The organism is Halocella sp. SP3-1 (genome assembly GCF_003953885.1).
GTDB classification, from domain to species: Bacteria; Bacillota; Halanaerobiia; order Halanaerobiales; family DTU029; genus Iocasia; species Iocasia fonsfrigidae.
Genome location: NZ_CP032760.1, coordinates 1914697 through 1941071, shown reverse-complemented (window position 1 = coordinate 1941071; position 26375 = coordinate 1914697). Strand labels below are relative to the sequence as shown.

Here is a 26375-nt window from a genome sequence, read left to right as displayed (position 1 = left end):
ATTGGTAAAAGATAATATTATGATAACACGTTTCTTAATTTACGGTTTTAGCGGCTGGTGTATCGAAATATTCTGGACAGGTCTGGGGTCATTATTAAGGGGGGATATCAAACTTAGGGGCTGGACATATCTCTGGATGTTTCCAATATATGGACTTGCTATAAGCCTGGAACCAGTCCATAATTATATAAGGGATTGGCCGATCATATTAAGAGGGGGGATCTATACTTTAATTATCTTTATTATCGAATACATCACAGGATGGGCCATTAAAGAAACCACTGGTTTATGTCCCTGGGACTATAGTAATACTCCATTTTCCCTGAATGGTTTTATTCGTCTTGATTATACTCCTGCCTGGTTTATAACAGGTCTTCTCTTTGAACAATTACATGATAGCATCACAAATATAAATATATAGATAGTCAGCTCCCTTTGATTTAACAAAGGGAGCTCTTCAACAATCATTAACTTTGCTTAACATCGTTTAACAAATTAACTGCTTCCCTTGCTATATTATCAGCAGATATACCATAATACTCAAACAACTCTAACTGTTGACCGGCTATTGCTGGCTCATCAGGGATAGCAATCATCTTCATAGGGACAGGACAATTTTGAATAACAGTCTGTGCTATAACTGCCCCCAGTCCACCATAAATACTATGCTCTTCTACTGTCAAGATACAAGCTGTTTCTTGAGCAGCCTTAATTACTGCCTTTTCATCAAGGGGTTTTAAGGTATGCATATTTAAAACCCTGGCTTTAATCCCTTTTTCTTTAAGTAATTTACTACTATCCACTGCTGACTTTACTGTTTCACCAGTTGCTATAATTGTTAAGTCATCACCTTCAGTTAGTGTTAATGCTTTACCTATTTCATAATCAAAATTAGCCGATTGATGTATATTAGGGACAGAATTTCTCCCAACCCTGATATAAACAGGACCACAATATTTTAACAGTTCATCTGTCATTTTTTCGGTTTCATAACGGTCTGCAGGAAGAATAACAGTCATATTAGGTATTGCCATCATAACAGCTATATCCTGTAGAGCATGATGTGACATACCTAATGGTCCATAACTTAAACCACCACTTATCCCAACCACTTTGACATTAGTATTGGAATAGGCTAAATCAACTTTTATCTGTTCAATACTCCTCATTGATAAAAATGCAGCATATGAAGCAATAAAAGGGAGCTTGCCAGAAGATGCCAGTCCAGCTGCTATTCCTACTATATTTTGTTCAGCTATACCTACTTCTATTAACTGTTCAGGCAATTGTTCCCCAAACTTTGCCATTGAAGCAGAACCCCTGGAATCACTGGTTAAAACAAGTATATCTCTATTCTCTTTCCCTCTTTTAATTAAGGTATCACAAATTATTTGTTTATTTGCTATTTTATTCACCTAAATCACCTTCCTGAGAAGACAATTCTAACAAGGCCTTTTCCAGCTGTATTTTATCTGGAACTTTATGATGCCAGGCAGCTTTATTTTCCATAAAGGAAACACCTTTCCCTTTTACGGTGTTGGCGATTATAATTGTAGGTTTATCTTTCTTTTTAGGTGTTGAATTAAATGCCTTTAGTAATTCATCTATATCATGGCCGTTTACTTCAATTACTTTCCAACCAAAACTCTGCCATTTTTCTTTAAAAGGCTCCAGAGACATGATATCTTCTGTGTTACCTGTTATTTGTAATCTATTACGGTCAATTATCCCTATTAAATTATCCAGTTTATAATGAGAAGCAGCCATTGCTCCTTCCCAGATAGAACCCTCAGCCTGTTCACCATCTCCCATTACTACAAATACCCTATAACCCTTTTTATCAAGTTTAGCAGCCAGTGCCATACCAACAGCAATTGATAGTCCATGCCCTAAAGCACCTGTATTCACCTCAACACCAGGCACTTTATTATTGGGGTGCCCTATAAGCCTGGTTTTAAACTGACAAAAAGTATCCAATTCTTTTTCTGGAAAATAACCTAAGTCAGCCAGTATACAATAATATGATTCTACTCCATGTCCTTTGCTTAAAATAAATCTATCTCTTTCTTCCCAGGTAGGGTCTTTTACTTTATAATTCATAACCTGATAGAATAATGTTACTAATATATCAACATTTGACAGGGATGATCCAGTATGCCCCATATTTGCATTATAAATTGTCTTTAATAAACTCCTTCTTATCTCTATTGATTTTAATAATAGACTATTTTCCATTAGAATCTTCCCCTTTTAATTATTAAGATCTGTTACGCTTTCTTACTAAATCAATGATAACCGCTACTAATACTACCAGACCTATTATGACTCTCTCCAGATAAGAAGATACGTTTAACAATACAATACCATTTGATAAAACACCCATTAAAATTGCTCCAATTAAAGTGCCTAAAATTGTACCTTCCCCACCACTTAATGAAGTACCACCAATAATAGCAGCAGTAACTGACGGCATTAACCAGCTTGCACCAATTGTAGCCTGGCCTGCATTTGCTCTGCTGACAAATATTATTCCTGCCAGGGCAGCCAGAGCACCTGCTATCGCGTAAACACTAATTTTAATTTTGTCAACCTTAATACCAACTAATTTAGAAGCAGATTCATTTCCACCAATAGAATAAATATAACGCCCAAAAGGTGTATTCTTCAAAATATATATTAAAATTAATGATATAATTAATAAGATTACTACTGGTACAGGAACAGGACCAATCATTCCCTGTCCAAGGTATTTAAAAGAAGTTGGTATCCCTAAGACAGGATACCCCTTGGTAATAACTAAGATAAGACCTGCAAAGGCTTCACCGGTTGCCAGGGTTACTATAAAAGGATTTAGTCCTATTTTAGCTATAAAAACCCCATTTATTATACCAAAAAACATACCACATAACACAGCAAGCAGTGTGCATAAATACGGATTTAATGGAGTACTAGTCATTAATATAGCACCAAGAATACTTGACAAACCAGCAATAGAACCAACAGATAAATCTATACCACCAGTGATTAAAACAAGTGTCTGCCCCAGGGCTACAAGTGCAACAAATGATGCCTGTCTAACAACTATACCAAGGTTATACTGATTTAAAAAATTAGGTGTAGTAATACTTAAGAGTGCACTCATAATAATAAGGGCTAACAATATACCACTTTCTTTAAAGTGCAGCAATTCTTTTATTTTTGTTAAATTACTATGTCTTTTTAATTCCATCTTCAAATAACCCTCCTTAGCTTAAAGCAATACTCATTATTTCTTCTTGGGAGGTTTTATTGCTTTCAACCTCTCCTTTTACTAATCCTTCATGCATAATTAATACTCTATCAGCAACATCAATTACTTCCTGTATCTCAGAAGAAATAAAAATAATAGATATCCCTTCTTCAGTTAACCTGTGTAATAATTGATATATTTCACCCTTGGCATTAACATCTATACCCCTTGTTGGTTCGTCTAAAATTAATATTTTAGACTCAGCCATCATCCAGCGAGACAAAATAACTTTTTGCTGATTACCACCACTTAAATTTCTAATCAACTGTTTATAAGACGGTGTTTTAATCCTCATTTTATTTATATAATCTTCAACTACACTTATTTCTTTTACTTTATTTATAATACCTTTATTAGTAAAATTATTAATAACCGGCATAGTCATATTCTCAGCAATATTTAATATTGGGAATAATGCAAGTTCCCTTCTTTCTTCAGGAACATAACCAATACCATTTTTTATACCTTCCCAGGTATGATTATGATCAACCCTTTTTCCATTTATCCTTACTTCTCCATCTTGAGGTTTGGTAACACCAAATATACAGCTTACTAATTCTGTACGCCCTGCCCCTACTAAACCGGCAATACCAAGTATCTCACCTTTATAAAGCTTAAAACTTACATTATTAAACTCATTTTTACGAGTAAGATTATCAACTTCAAGAACTATCTCTTTATTATCATAGCCAAAATATTTTTCGGTTTTTGTTGTTTTAACCTCCCGCCCGACCATATACTTTACCATCTCATCCTTAGTTGTATTGTGAGGGTTCAACTCCTTAATTTTATTTCCATCCCTTAAAACAGTTATTCTATCAGCAATTTCAAGAATTTCTTCTAATCTATGTGATATATAAAATATAGACCCACCATTAGATGTGAAATTATCAATTATATTAAAGAGCATCTCTGTTTCTTTAATTGTCAAACTGGCAGTTGGTTCATCCAGAATTAATATTTTAGCATCAAAAGCAAGTGCCCTTGCTATCTGTACTATTTGCTGCTGGGCTACAGACAAATCTTTAACCGGTATATTAAGTTCTATCTCCTCACCTATTTTATCAAGTATATCCTCTGCTCTCCCCCTCATTTTCTTCCAGTCCAGGATATACCCTTCAATCTTACAGGGTTCCATACCAAGAAGAATATTCTCAGTTGTTGAAAGGAAGGGAACCAGATTTAATTCCTGTGGTACTATTCCTATTCCTAAAGTTTGAGCTGTTAACGGATTATCTATCTTAACTTCTTTATTACTCAAGTATATTTTACCATCTTCGGGAGGAAACATGCCAAATATTATATTCATTAAAGTGCTTTTACCAGCTCCATTTTCACCAATTAAAGCATGTATCTCCCCTTTTTTAAGGGTCATACTTACATTGTTTAGAGCCTTAACTCCTGGAAAAAATTTAGATATATTTTTGATTTCCATTACTACATTATTAATTGAAATCACTTCCTTTCCCTTTATAATAATCTCATACCGATCATATATGACCGGTATGAGATAAAAGTAAAATTAGTTTAAATCACTACCAGTAATTACTTTTGAACCAGTAGGGTGTTCCTCTGGTATAGTATGGTTTTGATTCATTGCCACCAAATATTTTACAGTCCAGTAACCAATTTCCCATTGACGTTGAATTTTAACAGCATCAATAACACCTTTTTGGACATATTGAATTGTTTCATCCAGATCATCCATACCAACAATGTGGACTTTCCCTACTAAACCTGCATTTTCTACAGCACGTGCTGCCCCTATAGGATTTGTAGCATTACAACCAAAGAAACCATCTATATTAGGGAAGGCTTGAATTATATTTTCAGTTAATTCCATAGCCTTTTGTAGTGAATCATTATCAGGTCTTTCAGTTACAATTTTTATATATGGATACTGTTCAATTGCAGCTTTAAAACCATTTACACGCCCCACATGATTTGGTGCACTTAATGTACCACTCAGGATAGCTACTTCACCCTCATAATTTATTTTTTTGGCCAAAAATTCTCCAAGTACATAGCCATCTTCAAAATTTTTGTCATGTCCAATATAACAAGCCCTTAGACTATCAGGTGCATCTGTATCAAAAGTAACCACATTTAATCCTGCATTTACTGCATCATTAATAACCTGAGTATTAGTGGCAGGGTCTAAGACTGCTATTGCCATTCCATCTGGACGGGCACTAATATTTGCTTCTATTTTTTTCATATGAGCAGTTATTTCTGCAGTTGGTGGTGCATCCCATTTCAGATCAATTTTAATCCCCTGGTCTGCAAACTCTTCGATGGCTTTTTCAGCACCAGCTCTAACAACATCATACCAGGGATGAACAACTTTAGGGATAAAGACAAATTTAAGGGTCTTATCTACTGGTTCTAATAAATCTTCCTGATTAAACCCAGCTGCCAAAATTGAAGTGGAAATAAATATCGTAGTTAAAATAACTCCTAAGATAATAATAAACCGTTTGCTTTTTAACAAAAAAATCACTCCTTTTAAAATTTGAGTTTTAACCGCTTATTACTTTTCCAGTAAAATATCAAAGAACCTATAGGGCTTCCCCTATAACTTTTTCCATATCACCTCCAATTTTTTAAAGTTTCCCCCTTTATATTCTTATATCAATTATAGGCAAATTTTTTGGTAAAATTTGTTATAAATTAAAAATGGACACCCAGTATTCATTAAAATAGAATACAAGGCGTCCATGACCTTTTAATTATACCTATGCCGTTCATGAGCATAGAAAAATATTAAATTTTATAAAATTATTATATCGTAAAATAATCAATATATCAAACAACAGTATCTCTATTATCAAGCAATAAAATTGATTATATCCTATTTGCAGATAAATACGAGTTTTTATTCATCAATTTGCAATAATTTATCAGCTTTTATAATTTCTTTTGCAGTTACAACTAGCTTTTTATTATTATTTCTGCTTTTTTTCTGTAAGGTTTTCATTGCCTGACTTTCCTTTATATTATATTTATCCATCAAAATGCCCTTCGCCTTTTCAATATATTTTCTAGCTTCAAAGGCTGCCTGTGTTTCCTGTAATTCTTTTCTCAATGTTAGAAATTCTTCAAACCTGGCACTAGCCATTTCAATAGCAGGTTGTAAGTCTTTTTCGTCTATTGGTTTTACAAGATAACTAAAAGCCCCGGCTTTTTTAGCTCTATCTATTAATTCCTTATTATAATACCCGGTTACTACAATACTGGGCATGGGATAAAGCTCATTTATCTTTTTTATTGCATCTATACCATCTAAAACAGGCATATTAATATCTATAATTAATAAATCCGGTTTTTCCTTTAATGTTATTTCAACTGCTTTTTTCCCATTAGTAGCCTCACCAATAATTTCATGTCCTAATTCCTGTACCATTTCTTTAATACCCATCAAAACCATATATTCATCTTCTGCTACTACTACTTTCAAATGATTATCTTTGTTCATAAAATGTCCCCCCTAATATGATCGTAATGTCAAAAATATTTTAAAATATATTGTCAAAACCCTATTATAGTAGGGATTTGATCTTAAATACTTGTCACCCCCCCTCTTTTTGAGGTATATTTAGGTTGCTTATTTACCTTTTTAAACCACAAATAGAAAAGGCGGTGACAAACTTTGAAACAAATTATTAATGTCTTACTTACTTATATTCAAATTCAATATCATATTATTTGCTATCTCTTGACTTTACTTGTTAGTAAAGACTTCATGCCCAAAGATGAGATTCCCATCAGCAAGAAATATCATCATCTTCAAGTTGATGATTTACCCATTATTGAAGTCCTGGAAAAGCTTGATTACCAAAAACTAATAATTGCTTACGAACAGGAACATGGTAAACCTCTTAAACCTGTCAGACGCCGTAACGCCAAATACAAAGTTCCTGAGTCTATGACCTGCCCAAGATGTGGTGCCCCACATATTTATCTTTATGATAATACTGGTGGTCGTGGTCAATATCTCTGTAAAATTTGTAAGACTAATTTTAATGATAAAAATCGCTTTTCTAAAACTGTTATCTTTAGGTGTCCCCATTGCTCTCGTACTCTAGAACAAATTAAAGAGCGTAAGAATTTCTATATCTACAAATGCAAGAATGATGACTGCTCTTTTTATCTTAAAAACCTTAGATCCATGAGTAAAGAAGAGAAAAAACACTTTAAAAAATATCCCCATAAGTTTAAAGTTAGATACATTTACAGAGAATTTGACTTTGACTTTCAACCATTGAGCAAGGAGTCTCCAGATTTACCTAAAGTTGATATCTCAGGAATACATTCTTCACCACATACTCTGGGGTTAATCCTTACTTACTATGTTAATTATGGTCTTTCTTCTCGCAACGTAGCTGCTATCATGGAAGATGTTCATAATGTTAATATCTCTCATCAAACTGTAATTAACTATGCTGATTCAGTTGGTTATCTAGTTAAACCCTATTTAGATAATTATCCTTATGAGCTTTCTGACTCTTTCTGTGGTGATGAAACCTACATTAAGGTTTATGGCAAGTGGCAGTATATTTTCTTCTTCTTTGATGCTGTGAAAAAGATTATTCTATCTTACCATGTCTCACCTAATAGAGATACACCTTCTGCAATTAAAGCTATTAATGATGTCCTTACTAAGATGGATACTATCCCTGATAACCTCAACTTCGTAGTTGACGGTAATCCTATCTATCTTCTGGCTAAACATTATTTCTATCAACAGGGTATTAATTTTGATATCACCCAGGTTCTCGGCCTTACTAATGACGACCCTGTCTCAAAGGAAAATCGACCTCTAAAACAAATTATTGAAAGACTCAATAGAACTTTTAAAAAAAGCTACAGATCAAGATGTGGTTTTAAGTCTTCTAAAGGATCAGTATCATACGTGAACCTTTTTGCAGCATACTTCAATTTCTTAAGACCACATTCAGCTCTAGAGAAAAAAGTACCTGTAACTGTACCTCAGCTTATTAATCTGCCTAACATGCCTGCAAGATGGGGCAAGCTGATTGAACTAGCTCAAGAGCATATACTCTACGAGCAACAGCATTCTGCTTAATCTTTATATCTATTTAGCAGAACCCGAGGCAGCTAAAAGCTTTATCTAAGCATTGGCGAAGCGAACCCTTTACAAACCGAACCAGACAAATGCTAAAATTGAAGTACGAGGGTTGGCTAATTTACCATGCTCTTTATATCCATCCCCTTCAACCTCGGCTACTTACCAGCAGCATTTGGATGGTGTTTGTCAAGGGTTATGCAACGATCCAACCAGTAAAAATTACTTAAAAGACTAAAATCTGTCTCCAACATCACTTTTTCATAGATTTTTTGACACTACCAATATGATATCATTCCCATTTAGTAAGTGCCAGCTTATCCTCCGGTAGTATAATCTCAACTACAGTACCCTTATTATTATTATTTTTGAACTCAATCTGACCCTCAAATTCATTCAGAATAATTGACTGGACAATTGAAATTCCAAGACTATTTAAATTATCTATATCAAACGATTCTGGTAATCCATGCCCATTATCACTAACAAGCAGAACAATATTATTGTTTTGATTTTTACAGCTTACCCTTACAATCCCTTTATTTTGGTTTTTAAAGGCATGTTTATAACAGTTATTAATTAATTCATTTATTATTAATGCTATAGCTGTAGCCTTATTATAGGGGATAAAAATATCATCTAATATTAATTTAATATTAACTTTTTCGTTATTATTATAAAATTTAGTGATTATCTTTATTATCTCTTTGAAGTTTATAATACTTCTTCCCTGCTTTTCTCTAGAAAGGAGGTCATGTACTGCAGCAATACTCTTTATCCTGGAAATAATATCATTTATTATATCATCTATTGTTTTTGAGGAATCTTTTTTTGTAAATTTTTTCTGTAACTTTATAAGACTTATAATAGTCTGTAAATTATTTTTTATACGATGATGACTTTCCTGCAGAAGGGCTGAATTACCCATCAATCTGGTATCTTCGATAGCAATAGCAACCTGTCTGGCAAAGGTCGATAGATACATTATCTCTTTTTCTGAATGGGCATAGTAGTCCCGGTAAGAAATTTGTATTAACCCCGTTATATGCGACCTTATTAAGACAGGAACACAAATAATTGTCTTTATATTTTTGAGGTTGGTAAAATAGGCCTTAAATTCCCTATCATTATCAGTAGTATAGTATGACTCATTTTCTTTAATTATATCAATAACAACATTTCTTTTTAGTTTGGCATCAATATCCTTAGATTTGTTATAATCAACATAATCTATTACAGAATCTGTTTCTTCATCTATTAAATATATTATACAATTATCAGAGTTCATAACCTTAGTAATATGATTGACTAAAAATTTAAGTACATCCTCTAACTCATAATTTGAAGTAAGAAATTCTGCTGCTTTAAATACAACGTTTAATACCTCTAAACTATAATGATCAACGTCTTCATTTTTACTCTCCATTCTATTCCAGCCGGAGATTAAGTTTAGTAGTTTTCGGGGATTGGCTTTAGCTTCACTACTTTCCATTGTCCCAACAATAACCCCTCTAGATAGGACCGATATTCGATCAGCAATTTTCAAGGCCTCTTCCCATTCATTGGTTACATAAATAATACTGGCTCCTCTTTTTTTCATTTTATTAATTATTTTATATAATAAGATAATTGATTTAGCCCCTAAGTTATCTGTAGGTTCATGCATTATGATAACTTCAGGTTTGATTAGATATAACTTAGCAATAGCCACTATTTTCTGTTCTTCATTAGATAATTCATAAACCTTTTTATTATAGTCTATTTCCACATTAAGTTCGTCAAATAGCTGCTTAGCCATTCTATTGATTTTTTTCCAATCGATTGAAGGAGAATACTTTTTTGAAGGGTAGTTTAACAAAAATAAATTTTCTGCTACAGTAAAATTATCAATTAATCCTACATCATCACTTAAATAAGATATCTTATTATTCTTCACTTCATTTAAATGTAAGGTAATATTTTTATTTTTAATATAAATCTGACCCTGCTCATAATCACCGGAGCCCAACAAAAGTTCATAAAAGGCTTTTTTACCCATACCTTTTTCTCCAACTAAAGCATGTACTTCCCCTTTCACTAAGTCAAAATCTATTTTTTTTAGTGAGTAACCATCCTGATTTGTTCCTGATAAACCCTTTATCTCAAATATAACTTCATTCATAAACTCACTCCTATTTGTACTACAAATAAGAAAATTTAAACAAAAGAATTAATAAAAATGAAGGTATTTACACATTTCTACATAAAAATATAAAATATGATATATTACTTTAAAAAATTATAATACCATATAATCAACTAAATTACTAGCCTAAAGAGTATCAAATAGAGTAATATTAATAGAGTAATTCAAAAAAGTCCCCCGGCATTTTTAACCCGGAGGATTTTAAACTTAGCCCTGAATAATTTCAATATCATAACCATCTGGGTCAGTTATAAAGTAATAAGCATTTGAACCCTCACTAAGACTTGTAATTTCCCCTACTTTATAACCCATATCCTGATGCTTCTTATATGATTTCTGTAAATCATCAACTGTTAAAGCTATATGACTATACCCATTACCTATTATATAGGGTTCTTTCTGGTCATGATTATAGGTAAGCTCTAATTCAAAGTCACCTTCATCTGCCTTAAGATAAACCAGGGTAAAATCACTAAACTCTTTTCTCCTGGATTCCTTTAACCCCAAGGCATTTTGATAAAACTCAATAGACGCTTCTAAATCCATCACCCTGATACATGAATGAACAAACTTATAACCCATTACTTAATTCCCCCTTATAAAGATTAGATGGAACTATATTAAATCTATATAATACATTTTCTAAATATATTTCCATATTCCTGCTTTTTAGAGGCATTTTTCAAATTAATATCTCACTAGCCAATAAAACTATTCTTCAATAAAACTATTCTTCAATAAAACCTGCTATTTTTTCCGGGGCAATAAGCCGGTCATCAAATAAAACAATCATTGTTTCCTGTGTTAATTCCACATCTTCAACCCCGGAAATATCCAGTAGTGTTTCTTTTTTCTCTGTATAATCAGATTCCTTATCAAGGTTAAAATATACCTTTGTTAAGATTTCCTTTGCCTGACATGAGGCATTACAATTTAAACAATCACCCATTTTATAAATCACCTGTTTCTTTATTTTTTTTGTTTCTTTTTTATCCTCTGTAAAGATTCCCTTCTATCTTTAAACCAGCTGCGATGAATATCCTCTTCAACCAGATTATTTGTTAAAATATCCAGCAGATCACAATGCAGTACAGAATCAGGTTCTATTTTTTTTATTAGATTCTTATAATCATAGATGGCCATAGTTTCAATTACATAATTATAATAAAAAAAGTTTACCGTACCAAAGAGTGGTGTAAGCTTGCCAGGTAGTAATCCTGTTATATATGAGAGCAGACTATCAATTTTTAAGGGTTTACTCCCTAATCTGATTATAATATCTTTAAACATCCGGGCATGGTTCAACTCTATTTCTGCTATTTTTAAGAGGACATGTTTAATATAATCATCATTACTTTGTTTGGCTTGATTAACATACAGGTCAATTTGTCCCATCTCTAAAGTATAGAACCAGTTTAACCATCTAAGTAAAACTTTATCATTCAAGATTATAGACCCCTTCTGGTTTATAAATACATGCAAACTATATTGCTTGAATTATTAATACTATATATTATACCCAAATAATAAAAATAATCCTCTCAAAAACCAGGTCATTTACCTTTTTTAGGTCTGATTAAAGCCTTTTGGTGATACCCAATTAAATCCTGCCGGCCTGTTAATTTTAAAGCCTTATATCCAAATTCGACAGTCCATAGGTAAAATAAGGCTTAAGAAATGCCATTCTCAAACATTTATATCTCTTTAATCCCTGTTGAATTTTGATTTCATTATTATATTTCATTTTAAATTATTTAGTATGCCTGTATTCTTCCTATCCCCCTAAAAATTTAATCTAGTCAATATAATAATAGCTAAAGTTTACTCCCGTTTTACTTCTACCAAATATTATAAATTATTTTAAATTTCAGCAATACCCTTATTATATAATATTATAGATTATCATTAAAAACCCTTTTACAAAATGATTTATACGAACTATAATTGGGTATTGTTTTCTGGACATCAAAAAAATTCTGTACCAACTGTACAGAAATTCTTGCATATAATATAAATTCAATATTCAAAACATAACACATCATGTTGAAGTGGGGGGGCTTACGGAGGGTTATACCGGGATAAAAACTACTAAAATAATATATTCAGAAAGTTTAATTATTTAATGTAAGGGTAAGTGGGGATAAAGAAAACCCCATACTGATTGAAGTTTCACTTTATCAATGGCGGGAATGTGTGGGAATCGAACCCACCAGAGACCGGTTCACCGTCCTCCCACCGGATTTGAAGTCCGGGGCATCCACCATGGATACAGCCACTCCCTCAATTTCTTATCTTATCATAATACATTTCATTAAAGATGTAAACCTTTTAAAATTTCCAGTTTTATTTAACAACTATTTTTTACTGAAAGTTTAACCAGGGGCTAGCTTTCTTCCAGCCCCCGGTTAATTAATATTATACAGCTAACAGGTTCCACCAGACCCTGTTTTAGAAATATAATTACCAACTCTTAAAATCTCTCTTGCCCTGTCAACATCTTCTTCAGCAACTAAAATAACTGGACCTGTACACCCCATACCAGTTTCAGCATATATATCTTCCTGCCAGAGACTGTTTTTAGCTTCGTCCATATTTAAAATATCAATTCCAGGTATTTCCTCGGTAACTGTTTTTACTGGAGGGGCTATAATATTATCTTTTGTATCTTTATTTTTCTTTTTATCTTCCAGTTCATTCAGGATTTTATCTAAACCAGCTTTCCGAGCTTTCTTTAATTCTTGAGCAATTTTTCCTTTTAAATCCCCTCTGGCTGCATCAGCAGCAAACTTCATTGCATTAGCAATTACAGGAGCACCTGAAGCACGGGAGATAATACATATTAATTTATCAAAGTTTTCGCCAACTCCCGGACCATAACCATAACCACTGGCTTCATATCCTCCACCAGTAGTAAAAGCAGAAAACATCTTCATTAACATATTACCTGTAAGTGTATCAGTAACCATAATATCAGGTGTCCCCAGTAAAAGGTCATTCCCCCGCATTACTGCTCCACCATCTTTACGGGCTGATTCTGCAAAATTAATACTATAACCATTTTCATCAAGCTGAAGCAACTTTTGTTCTACCAGTCTTGCTCCTTCTATATTTAAAATTCCCAGTGATGGTTTTTTTTCACCCAGTGCTCTGGCAACAGCCAGCCCATAAGCAGCATTTTTTACCATTGACGCAACACGTTTAGTGGCCGATGTCCCAGTAGTTGTAGATAAAAGCATTTCTTTCCCTACCGCAGGTGTAATAACTTTACCTACAGTAGAAACACCTATAGGAAAGCTATAGTGAAGTGTGACTGCCCCAGCGACATCTCCATTTGTGAGCATTTCATCCATACGATCATGAGCCTCTGCAAGTGTTTTACAATCTATCAATTCTAAATCTGTTTCTACACCAGACCCCAGAAGTACTACATCAATATTAGGATATTTTTCTACTGCTATCTCTGCACCTTTAACTAACTCCTGTGAACCATGTTCACTACCAGGAAGAGTTAAAGCAATTCGCGGTTTATCTCCAAACTGTCCAGTTTCAATGGCATCAGCAAGTTCAGTAAAAATATTAGCTATCCTTTTCTTTGTTTCATTTGCCATATGTCATCACCTCACTTTACTCGGTAATCATATTTTCTGCTATATCTCGCATTGCTTCTGCAATCATATTCTTTATTTCTTTATCATTAATATTTTCATTTTCATTAATCTTACCAGAATTCTTTTCGATAACAAAAGAAACACCATCAAAAAGATTTGTCATTCTACCCAAGAAGAGACTGCCTTTACCAATAATCATTGCTCTGTTTAATTTCCCTTCACTCATCAATTGGCGCGCATGACCTATAAAAGGCACTCCTGAAGGAATATGACCCTGTGTCGGTGCAAAACCCGGCATACCATGACTATTGACAAAATCCATTAACTCTTTTCTCTCCAGTTCTCCTTTTTTAACTCCTAAGGCAGCAATCATTTTATAATTAGCTTCCGGTACATTTCCCGCACCCGCTGGTTTGGTAATCTCTGGATTCTGCATTTCAACAGAATATTTATCAATATCTTTAATGCTAATACCGTTTTTTTCCAGAGGATCTGTTACCAGGGAACTAATTACAGCCTGTGGTGATGAACCTGTACCAACACTATGTCTTCCAACTATATCAGTCCTTATTACAGGATTTACACCATCATTTTTAGAAACTAAAATAGCAAAACCACCAAGTCCATCTTCTAAAATTGGTATATTGTTTTTTACATGATCCTTACCATTCATTCCTAGTTTTGCGACAGATCCTCCTGCAACTACTACTACATTTTCACAAATCTCTGATTTAACCAGTGCAGCTGCATTTACCATTGCATGTGCAGGCCCGGCACAAAAGCTTCTAACATCAGATCCGGTAGCATTTGTACATCCAGCCATTTCGCCGATTGACTTGGCAAAGTTGCCACCACCTCTCTGATTAATATCACCACATGCCTCTTCAGAACACTCCAGTATATAATCTACTTCAGTTAAGTCAATATCATTTTTATAGGCAAGGTTTTTCAAAGCCAGTACAGCTGATGCTTTACTAACTAAATTTTCTAGTATTACATGAGAACTCAAATTAATATCTGATTTATGGGCCTGCTTAATACATCCAGCCAGTTTATCTCCTAAATAAAGAGGTTCTGCATGCTCTTCAATATATTTATTAATATTTTCAATCGGTTCACCGCTACCTAATTCAATATCCATTTCACTTAATATAGGATGGTCTTCTATTAATCCTTTTGCATTTTTGCTAAATTCTTCACTTAAAATGACCAGATCAAATACATCAACATACTTCAACAAAATAAAAAACTCATCTTCCGGCATTATTTCTCCCAGTTCACCATATCTATTAGTGGCAAGTAAATTTTCTTTACTATACCAGGGTGTATCAATTTCCTCCAGTTTATCAGGAGTAATATTCCCAATATATACTTGATTCGGAGCATATGCAACGAAATCATCAAATTTACGTAAATTATTATCAATTTGAGTTAAATACTCATCATCTGGGTTTTTAGCCCTTGTTGTTGTCTGGGTAGAACCACCCTGTTTTAAAATATTGGGAGTATGAACAAGAATATAACTGGAACCTTTAATTACTGGATAATTCATAATATCAACCTCCAATTCTTTCACTGAGATGAGCAAAGAGCTTTATATATTTAAAGTACTTTTTTAAGTTCTGCTTCAATAGCTTCAACTTCCAAATCTTCACCGCTCAAATGGACTTTTTTCTCTCCATCTACATATATTAATATTGAAGGCAAGCCCATAACTTTCTGTCCCATTGCTAATCTTCTATTCCCTTTAATATTTAGCTTTGTAAATTTGACATTATCACTATATTTTTCAGCTAATTTTTCTACACCAGGCATTATTTCCAGACACAGATCACAACTCTCACTCCAGAAATCAACCAGTACAATCCCCTCCGAATTTAAAACCTCTTCTTCAAAATTTTCTTTTGTTAGTTTAACCATTAATTTTCACCTCTTTTATTATTTTAAATTTAAATTGATTTTTCAATTTTTTCTGTTGATGGATTAACCAGTCTCTCTTCAACCTTACCATTAACCAGTTTTATAACAGCCGGTATCTCTTTAATATTATAACGACTGGATATTAATCTATTTTTATAGGTATCTATCTTTACAAAACGGTAATCTTTATCTTCTAAATTCATTTCTTCTAATTTACTAATTGTATCCATACTATTTTTGTCCGTTACACTCCAGAAAGCAACAATTACAGGATTATCAGATTTCAAAACATTATTTTGCCAATAATCTTCTTCTTCAATATATCCCTGAGCCAGTACAGCCGCTGTAGCTCCATCCCCGGCAGCTGTAATTACCTGGCGTATTACCTTGTCTCTTACATCTCCGGCAGCAAAAACACCGGGAACATTAGTTTCAACTTCATTGTTTGTTTTTATATACCCATTCTCAGTCAACTCTACTGTGTCTTCCAGAAAATCAGTACTGGGAACCCTCCCCACAAAAAAGAAAACCCCATTACAGTCAATTTCACTTAATTCATTGGTTTTAATATTTTTTACGACTGCCTTTTCAACTAAACCTTCACCCTTAATTTCTTCTACCACAGAATTCCAGACGAAATTAATTTTTTCATTATTCATAGCTTTTTCCTGCAGTATTTTTTCAGCATCCATGACACCTTCATCATGAATAACAATCATGGTTAGTTTATTAACAAATTTTGTTAGATAAATTGATTCCTCAACTGCTGAATTACCATTACCAACAACAACTATATCCAGGTCTTCAAAAATATCAGCATCACAGGTTGCACAATATGAGACTCCTTTACCTTTAAACTCTTCTTCACCTTTAATACCTAATCTTCTGGGTTTAGCACCTGTAGCTATAATTATACTTTTGGCTGTATATTCCTGTCCTTCTTTAGTTTTAATAATTTTTTCTAATCCATCAACAGCTACATTAACAACTTCTCCCCGTTTGAATTCAGTCCCAAATTTTTCAGCATGTGTACGGAAATTATCCATTAGTTCTGAAGCAGTTGTCTCCGGCACACCTGGATAATTTTCCATATCATGATAGGTAGACGGCTGGCCACCTGTTTTTCTTTTGGCCTCCAGAACCATAGTATTAAGTCTTGAACGGGAACCATAAAGTGCTGCCGCCATTCCGGCTGGTCCTCCCCCTATAATTACTAGATCATATTTATCCATTTATCAGTTCCTCCTTTTCCAAAAACTTTTCCTTACTATGATGAAATTTTTATGATACCACCTTTTAAATACTAAAAATCCTTGAAATTAACTAAAATATATTATATTCTTAATTCAAACTAACTATAATTTGAAAAAGGTGGTTACTAATGATTGATATTGACAGCAATAATACAAAGAAAAAACGAATCTTAAACTACTTTATCCAGGGAGCCCGAGATATTATAGAAGAAAAAGGCATAGAAAATGTTACTATACGCAATGTTGCAAAAAAAGCCGGTTATCATAATGCAACAATATATAATTATTTCGATAACCTTAAACAATTAATCTTTTTTGCATCTCTGGATTTTTTAAGTGAATATACCCAGGCTATGCCAGAATATATTTCTAAAGCCAAAGATGAAGTGGAACATTTCATCCTCATGTGGGAATGTTTTTGCTATTATACTTTTGAAAATCCTGGAATTTATTATGCTATTTTTGCTGATAAAGTTGGCGATGATCTGGAAAAATTAATGAAAAAGTATTTTGAAATATTTCCAGAAAAACTGGGTTCACCACCTGAGTACCTTGTTACAATGTTGCTAGACCCTGACCTTTCACGTAGAGCCTCCCTTGCTTCTGCCCCTTTAATTGAGAAAAACTTAATATCAAAAGAAAAGGCAGAAGAAGTTAATAGCATGATTACATATATATACTACGGTATGTTGACTTTAACGATCAATAAACGTGTTAATTACGATAAAGAAGATGCTGTTGCAAAAATAACCGACCTTATAAGAACAATCATAAGCAATGCAATCAACAAATAATCAAATTATTATATATTTTCCATTCGCAAAGCCTTAACCAGTGATACCATGCCAAATAACATTACAAAGGCAAAAGGAAATGCTGCTACAATAGATGCAGTTTGCAACATGCTTAAACCTCCAGAAAGCATTAAAGCAACAGCCAGTCCTGATTGTATTAAACCCCAGATTACTTTCCTTCTAGCTGTAGGTTCCAAATTACCATTAGAAGACAGTATCCCTAATACAAAAGTTGCTGAATTAGCAGATGTTACAAAAAAGGTTGCTAGTAATACAACTGCGATTAAAGAAATTATACTACCAATGGGATATTGCTCCATTATTACAAAAAAGGCAGTAGATGTTTTTTGAATTGCAGTTTCTGCTATAGCAAATTCTGTTTCTATACCCAGAGTACCAAAGATTGAAAACCAGATAAAAGAAGCCAGAGTTGGAGCAGCTAGAACACCACCAATAAACTCCTTTATAGTCCTACCTCTGGATATCCGGGCAATAAAAGTACCTACAAAAGGTGCCCAGGCAATCCACCAGGCCCAGTAAAATATTGTCCACCCTCCATACCAGGGATCATCTGTTATTCTAAAACTATCTGCAACTAAACTACTCATATATTGACCAAATCCGTTGCTCAAATTATTAATTATTAAAACAGTAGGCCCTATAATTAAAGCCAAAAACATTAAAACTGATGCCAGGGCAATATTAGCATTTGAAAGAAACTTGATCCCTTTATCTAAACCAGTTACTGTACAAACTAAAAACAAAATAGTTATTACCCCAATTATAATTAGCCTTACTGTATTAGTTTCCGGGGTTCCAAATAAATAATTAAAACCACTGGTCATTTGTAATGTTGCCATTCCCAGTGAAGCAGCAACTCCGGCAACTGTAGCAAAAATCCCTAAAATATCAACAAACTTCCCTATAGGACCTCTCACTTTTTCTTCTCCAATTAAGGGAATAAATATACTGCTTATTAACCCGGGCTTATCTTTTCTAAATTGCATATATGCTAAAGCAAGAGCAAAAACAGCATAATTGGCCCAGGGGTGTAAACCCCAATGAAAAAATGATTTTTGAATAGCAAACTCAGCTGCAGCCTGTGTACCCCCTTGTATACCAAGAGGATTTACAAAGTGATTCAGTGGTTCGGCAACACCCCAGAATACCAGTCCTACTCCCATACCTGCACTAAACAACATCGCAAACCAGGATATTGTGCTATATTCAGGCTCTTCATCAGGTTTACCCAGTTTTATCTTCCCATATTTACTGAAGGCAATCCAGATGGAAAAAATCACAAACGAACTCATGGATATAAGATAAAACCAGCCAAAGTTACCCACTAAATAGTTATAGATATTACTAGCAATATTACTGAAGTTTCCCGGCATAAATAGGCCCCAGATAACAATTGCAAAAACAAATACAAGAGAAATATAAAATACACTATTTTTACTCATTATGCACCCCACGAATTGAATGTATTTTTGATTTCTTTAGAATTGTTGGTAATTTTAAATTTAATCAATACCCCCATCTTTTTTTGAAATGCCTGTTCGAACAACCTCTTGAAGATGAGGGTATTTTATTTATATCTCTACATCAAAAACTGTCTGTTCCTCAATATCTGTTGTTAATGCATCTAAAGCTACACCAACCCTGTGGTATCTTAACTTCCACTGTTCCTCTTCACTTGTTGAAGGATCACCAAGTGGATAGGGTATAGATATAGTAGGAACTATTCTATTTGACCCAACAGTTTTTGCTACTGGTATTAAGTTGGCCATCTGTACTACTGGGAAACCTGCTCTTTCTATTTCTTTCACCATTGTTGCACCGCAACGTGTACAGGTTCCTCAGGTAGAGGTAAGAACAACCGCCTGAATATTAGCCTCCTTTAATTCCTGAGCAATTTCTTTACCCATTCTGGCTGCTTCTCCCTGGGTCGTCCCGGTACCTACTGTAGCATAAAAATAGTCATGTAATTTACCTATTTTCCCTTCTTTTTCATAGGCACGCATTGCATCCACAGGTACAACCCGGTTTGGATCTGTATCAGCTGCCTTCGGGTCATATCCAGCATGAATGGTTTTAAAAGCTCCCTCAGCTCTATTCAAAAGCTTCTCCATCTTACTAATATCATATTTACCCCACCTGGTAGCAGACGCAGATTGGATCCTATCGGGATTATCTACAGGTACAATACCACCAGAAGTCACTAAAGCCACTTTTGCTTTACTTAAATCCTCAATAGGTGGAGCTATTTCTACCCTATCCAATTCTGGAATTGGTAATTCACTTGTATATTCTTCACCATTAATCTTTTTTAATAACATTTCAACTGCTCTATCAAAAGCAGGTTTCTCATCAGGACGGAAGTACTGAAATCTGATACCTCTTATGAAATAACCTTCTTCTTCAGCAGGAAGAAGTTCTTCATTATTTAAAATCTTATTAGCAAAATTAACTATTTTTGTTACATCATCTCTCATTTTAGCGGCACTTTTTCCACCTGGAAAAATGTAGATATCTTTTTTAAACATCTCTACTCCCGGATTCTCAATGTTCATAGAAGATATCACCGGAACATTAAACTCTTCTTTTACCGCTTTTCCGATAGCACCACAGGCATTACCATAGCGCCCTGCCTGAAAAGCCGGTCCAGCAAAGAAAATATCAAATTCTTTATCTTTTAAGAACTTAAGAATTCTATCCACTGCCTCTTCCTGATTGGAACCCATAAAATTATCTCCACATATTATAGTATGAGTTACTTCACCATCTAATAATTGATCATAAAGCATTGCAGCTCCAACTTTTTCCTCTCTAATTTCAGGTTCATGGTCTGCAACATCTTCACCACCAATCTGGCCAAAAAATTGATTTAAATATACAATTGCTTTTTTCATTTACTTCACCTCCCTGCTTTAATATTCTTTCATTGTTTTGGTAGACCAGCCAGCAATCTGATCACCGCAAAACATAGCATTATTCTCCATAATTATTGAGCCATCTTCTTTAACAGAAGAACCTAATATTTCATCATCTTCCCAACCACCTGATAGACCATCTCTTGCCAAGGATTCTAATTCTCCAATTACTGTTTCCATTGGAGGTAATTCAATTAATTCAGAAACATTACCTGTAGAAACCAGGGCATCAGCTTTAGGATCCAGAGTAACTAAGGGTTGAGAACCTCCATCTCTACCTGTTGCCTCATTACTGACACCAACAGTTTTTACTCCTGCATCTTCTAAAGCAACTAAACAGCCTATATAGTCTGCATCTGGATTACCATAACCCTCCTCAGTAACTACAGCTGCATCAGCACCGATTGCTTTAGCTATCTGAGCAACAAATAATGCTGACCTTTCCTTTTGATCTAAAGCTACATTCAAGTTGGACATTATTACACCCAGGAAGTTAATAGTTTTTCCATGTTCCTGATACAATCTTTTTATTAACGGAAAATTTTGCATATCATAGGTGGACCATTTAGAAGAACAGGGCATAAAACTACCGGATATCATAGCACCATCCAATACTTCATTGGGATGCATGAATGTAGGTAACATGCGGTTTGTGTCCCAACCATAATTAAGATCATTATAACCGAGTTCTTCCATTTGCGATTGAGGCTGCATTACTAGCACCACAGATGGTAATGAATTTATTTCTTCTGATCTCTTTGTAATTGGAGTAAGACTATATGTTTCAATTTCTTCCGGTTCTTGATCTTTAACAACTTCACCTAAATATTCAGATAAACGCATTCCTGCCCATCTTAAAGCATGGTTCTTCTTCTGTTGTTCTCTTTGTTCAAATTCTTCATCTGTATCAGCAACTAGAACAACATTTTTTAGTTTTGAAAAGTATGTGTACTTTGCTCCTTCTCCACCCATATCTATTAATCCATCCTGAAAACCACCCCAGTGTTTACCCACAACCAGAACACTCATATCTTTTAAGGCAAGTGTCCTACCATTACCAGCCTGAATGAGTTTTCCGGTAACACCTGGAAAAACTGGGCCGCCATCAACACGGTAGCGTGGCTCTATAGCTTCTTTTACAGGTACCAGACGAACCATATCACCTGGTTTAACTATCTTTAAATCTGCTTCTGTTATATGTTCATCTTTATAAACTACTTCCAGTGCTTCTTCTTTATTAATAGTTAAAATTCCATCTCCATAAGTGGTCTTTTGACCAAATTTAATATCCTTCACATAAAAATTACCTAATTCAAGTTTCATCTATAGTTCACCTCCATTAAATAGAAATAAGATGTAAGAAGTCAGAGGTAATATACTATTAACCTTATATAATCTTCTATATATTCTAAAATATCTTGCTTCTGACCTCCTACCTCAATTTTCTTATAGTCAACCTGGTTTTACGCTTGTTATTCATGAACAAAAGTTGAATTGTAAATATAAAATGACTTATGAATGTTTAGAATATTTTTCACGATAAGTTTTCACTTCCTCAACAATGGCATCTACATCCAGTACCATTTCCATCATGCTTATCTGTTCATCATATACATCTGAATCTACTTCAGCCTTAATTTCAGGTTCAACAATATGATAACACGCGAGCCCTAACTGGACTCCAGCTAATGGACCTGCAAAGGTGGGGTCTCCATTGGTAACAGTTTCACAGGCCAAACCAGAAGCTTCTGCTTCCGCTCCACCCAGAATAACTATCAGATTTTCCTCACCATGTTTTTCAGCTAAATCTTTTATTCTTTGCTGATTTTCAAGATCCATAGCACCTGCGCTTGTTCAGACAAAACATTCTGTAGTTGCAAATACAACATCAGCACCAGTAGTTTTAATGCACTCTTCAATCGCCATACCAGGTATACCATCTCTGTCACCTAAAATTGCAACTTTTTTTCCTGCAAGCATTTTATTTCACCTCCCATATATTATTTTAGTATAATACCATGTTACCATAATCATGATTATGTTGCAAGCATGATTGTGAATTTTTTCGCTATATAACGAAACTTTATTCCACTTATAAATTTTTTATATATTCTGTTTTTTGCATATTTGGTTTTTATATATATTGTTTTGTATAATTAAAAAAATCCACACCCAGAGGAGTGGATTTTTTCTCAAGTATAAATTTATTTCAAACACCTGTCCAATCCCTTGATCAATAGATCATCTTCTCTTGCTTTATGATAGGTAAGATAAAAATTTCGACTGATAGAAAAATCCTCCACTTTAATCTGTTTTACTTTTTTACAGTCAACCGCTTTGCGGGCAGCGAGGCTGGATATAAAAGATATACCCAGACCGGCTTCCACTGCAGCTATAACCGCTTCTGTACTACCAAGACAGGCCTTTATATTTAATCCGGAAATATTGATCCCTACTTGATCCAATCCTCTCATAAAAGCTTTTCTGGTTCCGGATCCCTTTTCTCGTATTAATATATTCTCATCTATCAGGTCATTTAAAGATATACTATCTTTTTCAGTCAGAGGATTAGCAGAAGGAACAATTAATACCAGTAAATCTTCAGCGATCACTTTCACTTTAAACTTCGCTGCTACAAGTTTAAAACCAATTACACCTGCATCAACTTCTCCTTTTTCAAGTTTTTCTATTATATCTCGGCTGTCACCGGTCTCCATAATTATTTTTACCTGCGGAAATTCCCGGGAAAAATTCGCTAATTTTTCTGGCAAAAGGTAAACAGAAGGAATAGTACTGGCCCCAATCTTAAGGTCATCAAAAACGGTTCCCGCATAGTGGTTAACTTTATTTTCTGCAATTTCCCAGTTTTCCAAAATTTTTTTTGCTCTATTGTAAATAACCCTGCCAGAAGGAGTAAGATTTATTTTACCCTTATCCTTTATAACCAGTTTTGTTGCAAAATGTTCCTCCAGTGCTTTGATCTGCATTGTAACTGCAGGCTGAGTTAAATCCAACTTATCAGCAACATGGGAATAACTACCAAGATCCACCAGTTCAATAAACATCTGCAGTGTTTCTATTCTCATAAATATAACTCCCTTTTATCACCTTTACGAACTGTTACTCCCTCTCTATCAAAAAATTCCAGCAAAGGCAAAGCATATTTACGGCTGCTGCCAAGCATATCTCTAAACTGGCCCAGCTCTATTGTCTCATTTTTTGTTAGAAAATCTTTCAGCATTTTTTCTGCTTCCTCCAGGACATCTATATGAATAAATATCCCCTCGCTAATCTGTAAAAGTATATCCTCATTAATAAGTGAAGCATATATTTCTTCCACAATATCTTTATTTTCAAATTTATTCATAATTGTATTTCTATCAGGTGGATTGAATTTATTTTCAGTATATAATTTAAGCATCTTATCTCTAATTTCTTTTTCCTCAGGCTTATATTTAACAATAAATCCCGGCAAACTTAGTGTTGATCCCTTAACTATTATTTCTCCTTCATCCACAATTTTTTTTATCAGCACATTATATTCAGTGTTATCCAGTTTCATAGATAACTTTACTTTTATTTCATTTTTTGGTACACCAGGCCGCAAATGATATTTTCTATGATATTCCTTTATATAATTAATAATTTCAACCTTAACTATCTGATAATTATCAAAATGGATCCAGCTAGAATCAGTTCCGGTATTTAATGATACTATACGATTTTTTTGCTCAAGTTCTTTTAATTTTTCCTGTAGATATTTTTTACTCAACCCACTTTTTTTTATAAGAGCATTTAGAGTCACTGATTCTTTATCTGCCAGCTGTAGAATTGTTGCAACTATATCCAGATCATTTCCTTCTGAAAATGTCTCCAATATTTCCAGAACTCTACCCTTAGATTTTTTATAATAAGTAGGTTTAGTATCAAGTATAATTCCACCACCAATAGTTGTCATTGGAGAATAGCGCCTAATAACATAATGTTCTCTAAAATTTGCCACAATCTCTTCTTCTAATCTAAATTGAACAAAAGCTTTTTCTCCAGGAAATAACTCTTTTTTATTAAAAATATAAACCCTACCCATAACTTCCCTTGCCCCCAGGTGAAACCTTATTCTATCACCATGTTTTAAAACAAAATCCAAAGAGGGTATTATCTGTAGACTGACAGCAAGAATCCTGGTTTTCTGCAAACTTTGTGGTGAAGCCAGAACATCTCCTCTTTTCACTTCCGACTTATCAGTTCCGGTCAGATTAATACCTACCCTCTGACCGGGCAGAGCCTCTTCAACCTGTTCATTATGAACCTGAATACTCCTGACTCTGGTATTTATTTCAGTAGGGTATAACATTAATTTATCCTCTTTTTTTATTACCCCATCCATTAATGTACCGGTTACCACTGTTCCATAACCCTGAACGGTAAATACCCTGTCAACAGGCATATACACATTCCTCTCAGTGCTTTTCGGGGGAATAACTTCAATTTTTTTTCTGATCTCTTTTTTTAATTCTTCAAGACCTCTATTTTCTACGGAAGAAACCTTTACCACAGGAACACCTGCCAGAAAGGTATCACTTACTTTTTCCTTTACATCCTCAATTACCAGTTCCAACCACTCCTCATCGACCAGGTCAATTTTAGATATAACTATAATTCCTTCTTTTACATTTAACATATTAAGGATATCCATATGTTCCTGAGTCTGGGCCATAAAACCTTCATCAGCAGCAATAACAAGTAAGGCAAGATCCACTCCAGCTGCTCCGGCCAACATATTTTTGATAAATTTTTCATGGCCTGGAACATCGATAATTCCAACCTTCAAATCATTATTAAGCTTTAAATAACCAAAACCTAATTCAATTGATATACCTCTTTTCTTCTCCTCTGCTAATCTATCGGTATCCTGGCCAGTTAAAGCTTTTATTAAAGTAGTCTTACCATGATCAATATGTCCAGCCGTTCCGATGATTAAATCTTTACTCATTTTCCCACCTCAATTACCTCTAAATTCCACATCTTTTAACTATTTTCTAACTTTCTGACAATCATTATAACACACTCCAGATAAAGCTATCAAATTTTTTAAACATTTAAGTTCTACCCTGAAAATAGATAAAATAAGATAGCTTATATTGTCAAGTAATTTATATTTATTCCGCTTGCCGTTGCTCCGACGGCCTCGATGGCCAAGTGTCTAAACTATCTTAGCGTAACTTAAAAGAGAGTTTAGACCGCGTCCTGCTCTGTTCACTCTTGCGACTTTTGATTACTAAAGGTTAGAAGTTGGAGACTGGACTA

General features: G+C 34.1%; 23 protein-coding genes and 1 tRNA gene. 3 read left to right on the top strand and 21 right to left on the bottom strand.

Annotated features, from left to right (window positions below; all coding sequences use genetic code 11):
• Positions 1-19 precede the first annotated feature (19 nt).
• Positions 20-421 (top strand): putative ABC transporter permease, encoded by a 402-nt coding sequence (locus D7D81_RS09170; RefSeq protein ID WP_125989342.1) that lies wholly within the window; start codon positions 20-22, stop codon positions 419-421.
• A 46-nt stretch (positions 422-467) separates the two neighbouring features.
• Here the strand turns inward: D7D81_RS09170 and D7D81_RS09165 are convergent, their stop codons facing one another.
• The 6 genes from D7D81_RS09165 to D7D81_RS09140 form a co-directional block, all read right to left on the bottom strand.
• Positions 468-1415: a transketolase family protein gene (locus D7D81_RS09165; protein WP_125989340.1), complete on the bottom strand. Its 948-nt coding sequence runs from the start codon at positions 1413-1415 to the stop codon at positions 468-470.
• A complete protein-coding gene (locus D7D81_RS09160) occupies positions 1408-2235 on the bottom strand; it encodes a transketolase (protein WP_125989338.1) in 828 nt (275 codons plus the stop codon). Before D7D81_RS09160 ends, D7D81_RS09165 begins: the two co-directional genes overlap by 8 nt.
• A gap of 22 nt (positions 2236-2257) precedes the next feature.
• On the bottom strand, positions 2258-3229 hold the full coding sequence (locus tag D7D81_RS09155; RefSeq protein ID WP_125989336.1) for an ABC transporter permease: 972 nt from the start codon (positions 3227-3229) through the stop codon (positions 2258-2260).
• 16 nt (positions 3230-3245) lie between these two features.
• Positions 3246-4724, bottom strand: a complete 1479-nt coding sequence (locus D7D81_RS09150; protein WP_205739400.1) for a sugar ABC transporter ATP-binding protein — start codon at positions 4722-4724, stop codon at positions 3246-3248.
• An 87-nt stretch (positions 4725-4811) separates the two neighbouring features.
• The gene (locus D7D81_RS09145; RefSeq protein ID WP_164522188.1) at positions 4812-5780 is read right to left on the bottom strand and encodes a substrate-binding domain-containing protein; all 969 of its coding nucleotides are present in this window, start codon (positions 5778-5780) and stop codon (positions 4812-4814) included.
• Between the two features lie 384 nt (positions 5781-6164).
• A complete protein-coding gene (locus tag D7D81_RS09140) occupies positions 6165-6764 on the bottom strand; it encodes an ANTAR domain-containing response regulator (protein WP_125989332.1) in 600 nt (199 codons plus the stop codon).
• 174 nt (positions 6765-6938) lie between these two features.
• Between D7D81_RS09140 and D7D81_RS09135 the strand changes: the two genes are divergently transcribed.
• Positions 6939-8375 (top strand): DDE-type integrase/transposase/recombinase, encoded by a 1437-nt coding sequence (locus tag D7D81_RS09135; RefSeq protein ID WP_125986144.1) that lies wholly within the window; start codon positions 6939-6941, stop codon positions 8373-8375.
• Positions 8376-8667: 292 nt separating this feature from the next.
• On the opposite strand, the gene D7D81_RS09130 is transcribed toward D7D81_RS09135, so the two are convergent.
• The 9 genes from D7D81_RS09130 to trxB all read right to left on the bottom strand — a co-directional run bounded on the left by D7D81_RS09130 (position 8668) and on the right by trxB (position 17320).
• Positions 8668-10536, bottom strand: a complete 1869-nt coding sequence (locus D7D81_RS09130; protein WP_125989330.1) for an ATP-binding cassette domain-containing protein — start codon at positions 10534-10536, stop codon at positions 8668-8670.
• Between the two features lie 231 nt (positions 10537-10767).
• Positions 10768-11142, bottom strand: coding sequence for a lactoylglutathione lyase (gene gloA / locus D7D81_RS09125; protein WP_125989328.1), 375 nt, complete (start codon positions 11140-11142; stop codon positions 10768-10770).
• 145 nt (positions 11143-11287) lie between these two features.
• On the bottom strand, positions 11288-11509 hold the full coding sequence (locus tag D7D81_RS09120; protein WP_164522187.1) for a hypothetical protein: 222 nt from the start codon (positions 11507-11509) through the stop codon (positions 11288-11290).
• A 20-nt stretch (positions 11510-11529) separates the two neighbouring features.
• On the bottom strand, positions 11530-12006 hold the full coding sequence (locus tag D7D81_RS09115; RefSeq protein ID WP_125989324.1) for a ferritin-like domain-containing protein: 477 nt from the start codon (positions 12004-12006) through the stop codon (positions 11530-11532).
• A 735-nt stretch (positions 12007-12741) separates the two neighbouring features.
• A tRNA-Sec gene (locus D7D81_RS09110) sits at positions 12742-12840 on the bottom strand.
• A gap of 143 nt (positions 12841-12983) precedes the next feature.
• A complete protein-coding gene (gene grdD / locus D7D81_RS09105) occupies positions 12984-14168 on the bottom strand; it encodes a glycine/sarcosine/betaine reductase complex component C subunit alpha (RefSeq protein WP_125989323.1) in 1185 nt (394 codons plus the stop codon).
• A 16-nt stretch (positions 14169-14184) separates the two neighbouring features.
• Complete coding sequence (grdC, locus tag D7D81_RS09100) at positions 14185-15720, bottom strand: glycine/sarcosine/betaine reductase complex component C subunit beta (protein ID WP_125989321.1); 1536 nt, start codon at positions 15718-15720, stop codon at positions 14185-14187.
• Positions 15721-15770: 50 nt separating this feature from the next.
• Entirely contained in the window at positions 15771-16088 is a 318-nt protein-coding gene (gene trxA, locus D7D81_RS09095) for a thioredoxin TrxA (protein ID WP_125989319.1), read from the bottom strand.
• Between the two features lie 29 nt (positions 16089-16117).
• Positions 16118-17320 carry a thioredoxin-disulfide reductase gene (trxB, locus tag D7D81_RS09090; protein ID WP_125989317.1) on the bottom strand — a complete coding sequence of 401 codons (1203 nt, stop codon included), beginning with the start codon at positions 17318-17320 and terminating at the stop codon, positions 16118-16120.
• Positions 17321-17469: 149 nt separating this feature from the next.
• Here trxB and D7D81_RS09085 point away from each other — a divergent pair, with 149 nt between their 5' ends.
• Positions 17470-18135, top strand: a complete 666-nt coding sequence (locus tag D7D81_RS09085) for a TetR/AcrR family transcriptional regulator (RefSeq protein WP_125989315.1) — start codon at positions 17470-17472, stop codon at positions 18133-18135.
• 8 nt (positions 18136-18143) lie between these two features.
• On the opposite strand, the gene D7D81_RS09080 is transcribed toward D7D81_RS09085, so the two are convergent.
• The 6 genes from D7D81_RS09080 to selB all read right to left on the bottom strand — a co-directional run bounded on the left by D7D81_RS09080 (position 18144) and on the right by selB (position 26061).
• Positions 18144-19598: a glycine betaine uptake BCCT transporter gene (locus tag D7D81_RS09080; RefSeq protein ID WP_125989313.1), complete on the bottom strand. Its 1455-nt coding sequence runs from the start codon at positions 19596-19598 to the stop codon at positions 18144-18146.
• 129 nt (positions 19599-19727) lie between these two features.
• Entirely contained in the window at positions 19728-21047 is a 1320-nt protein-coding gene (grdH, locus tag D7D81_RS09075; protein ID WP_125989311.1) for a betaine reductase selenoprotein B, read from the bottom strand.
• A gap of 18 nt (positions 21048-21065) precedes the next feature.
• Positions 21066-22391 (bottom strand): glycine/sarcosine/betaine reductase component B subunit, encoded by a 1326-nt coding sequence (locus D7D81_RS09070; RefSeq protein WP_125989309.1) that lies wholly within the window; start codon positions 22389-22391, stop codon positions 21066-21068.
• A 189-nt stretch (positions 22392-22580) separates the two neighbouring features.
• Entirely contained in the window at positions 22581-23048 is a 468-nt protein-coding gene (gene grdA / locus D7D81_RS09065) for a glycine/sarcosine/betaine reductase complex selenoprotein A (protein ID WP_125989307.1), read from the bottom strand.
• Between the two features lie 224 nt (positions 23049-23272).
• Positions 23273-24154: a selenium metabolism-associated LysR family transcriptional regulator gene (locus D7D81_RS09060; protein WP_125989305.1), complete on the bottom strand. Its 882-nt coding sequence runs from the start codon at positions 24152-24154 to the stop codon at positions 23273-23275.
• On the bottom strand, positions 24151-26061 hold the full coding sequence (selB, locus tag D7D81_RS09055) for a selenocysteine-specific translation elongation factor (RefSeq protein WP_125989303.1): 1911 nt from the start codon (positions 26059-26061) through the stop codon (positions 24151-24153). Before selB ends, D7D81_RS09060 begins: the two co-directional genes overlap by 4 nt.
• Positions 26062-26375 lie beyond the last annotated feature (314 nt).

What these genes read in the sequence shown, in the direction of transcription:
- D7D81_RS09170 (WP_125989342.1), top strand. Translation starts at nt 20, where the DNA reads ATGATAACACGTTTCTTAATTTACGGTTTTAGCGGCTGGTGTATCGAA.
- D7D81_RS09160 (WP_125989338.1), bottom strand. Translation starts at nt 2,235, where the DNA reads ATGGAAAATAGTCTATTATTAAAATCAATAGAGATAAGAAGGAGTTTA.
- D7D81_RS09155 (WP_125989336.1), bottom strand. Translation starts at nt 3,229, where the DNA reads ATGGAATTAAAAAGACATAGTAATTTAACAAAAATAAAAGAATTGCTG.
- D7D81_RS09150 (WP_205739400.1), bottom strand. Translation starts at nt 4,724, where the DNA reads ATGGAAATCAAAAATATATCTAAATTTTTTCCAGGAGTTAAGGCTCTA.
- D7D81_RS09140 (WP_125989332.1), bottom strand. Translation starts at nt 6,764, where the DNA reads ATGAACAAAGATAATCATTTGAAAGTAGTAGTAGCAGAAGATGAATAT.
- D7D81_RS09130 (WP_125989330.1), bottom strand. Translation starts at nt 10,536, where the DNA reads ATGAATGAAGTTATATTTGAGATAAAGGGTTTATCAGGAACAAATCAG.
- gloA (WP_125989328.1), bottom strand. Translation starts at nt 11,142, where the DNA reads ATGGGTTATAAGTTTGTTCATTCATGTATCAGGGTGATGGATTTAGAA.
- D7D81_RS09120 (WP_164522187.1), bottom strand. Translation starts at nt 11,509, where the DNA reads ATGGGTGATTGTTTAAATTGTAATGCCTCATGTCAGGCAAAGGAAATC.
- grdD (WP_125989323.1), bottom strand. Translation starts at nt 14,168, where the DNA reads ATGGCAAATGAAACAAAGAAAAGGATAGCTAATATTTTTACTGAACTT.
- grdC (WP_125989321.1), bottom strand. Translation starts at nt 15,720, where the DNA reads ATGAATTATCCAGTAATTAAAGGTTCCAGTTATATTCTTGTTCATACT.
- trxA (WP_125989319.1), bottom strand. Translation starts at nt 16,088, where the DNA reads ATGGTTAAACTAACAAAAGAAAATTTTGAAGAAGAGGTTTTAAATTCG.
- trxB (WP_125989317.1), bottom strand. Translation starts at nt 17,320, where the DNA reads ATGGATAAATATGATCTAGTAATTATAGGGGGAGGACCAGCCGGAATG.
- D7D81_RS09085 (WP_125989315.1), top strand. Translation starts at nt 17,470, where the DNA reads ATGATTGATATTGACAGCAATAATACAAAGAAAAAACGAATCTTAAAC.
- D7D81_RS09080 (WP_125989313.1), bottom strand. Translation starts at nt 19,598, where the DNA reads ATGAGTAAAAATAGTGTATTTTATATTTCTCTTGTATTTGTTTTTGCA.
- D7D81_RS09070 (WP_125989309.1), bottom strand. Translation starts at nt 22,391, where the DNA reads ATGAAACTTGAATTAGGTAATTTTTATGTGAAGGATATTAAATTTGGT.
- D7D81_RS09060 (WP_125989305.1), bottom strand. Translation starts at nt 24,154, where the DNA reads ATGAGAATAGAAACACTGCAGATGTTTATTGAACTGGTGGATCTTGGT.
- selB (WP_125989303.1), bottom strand. Translation starts at nt 26,061, where the DNA reads ATGAGTAAAGATTTAATCATCGGAACGGCTGGACATATTGATCATGGT.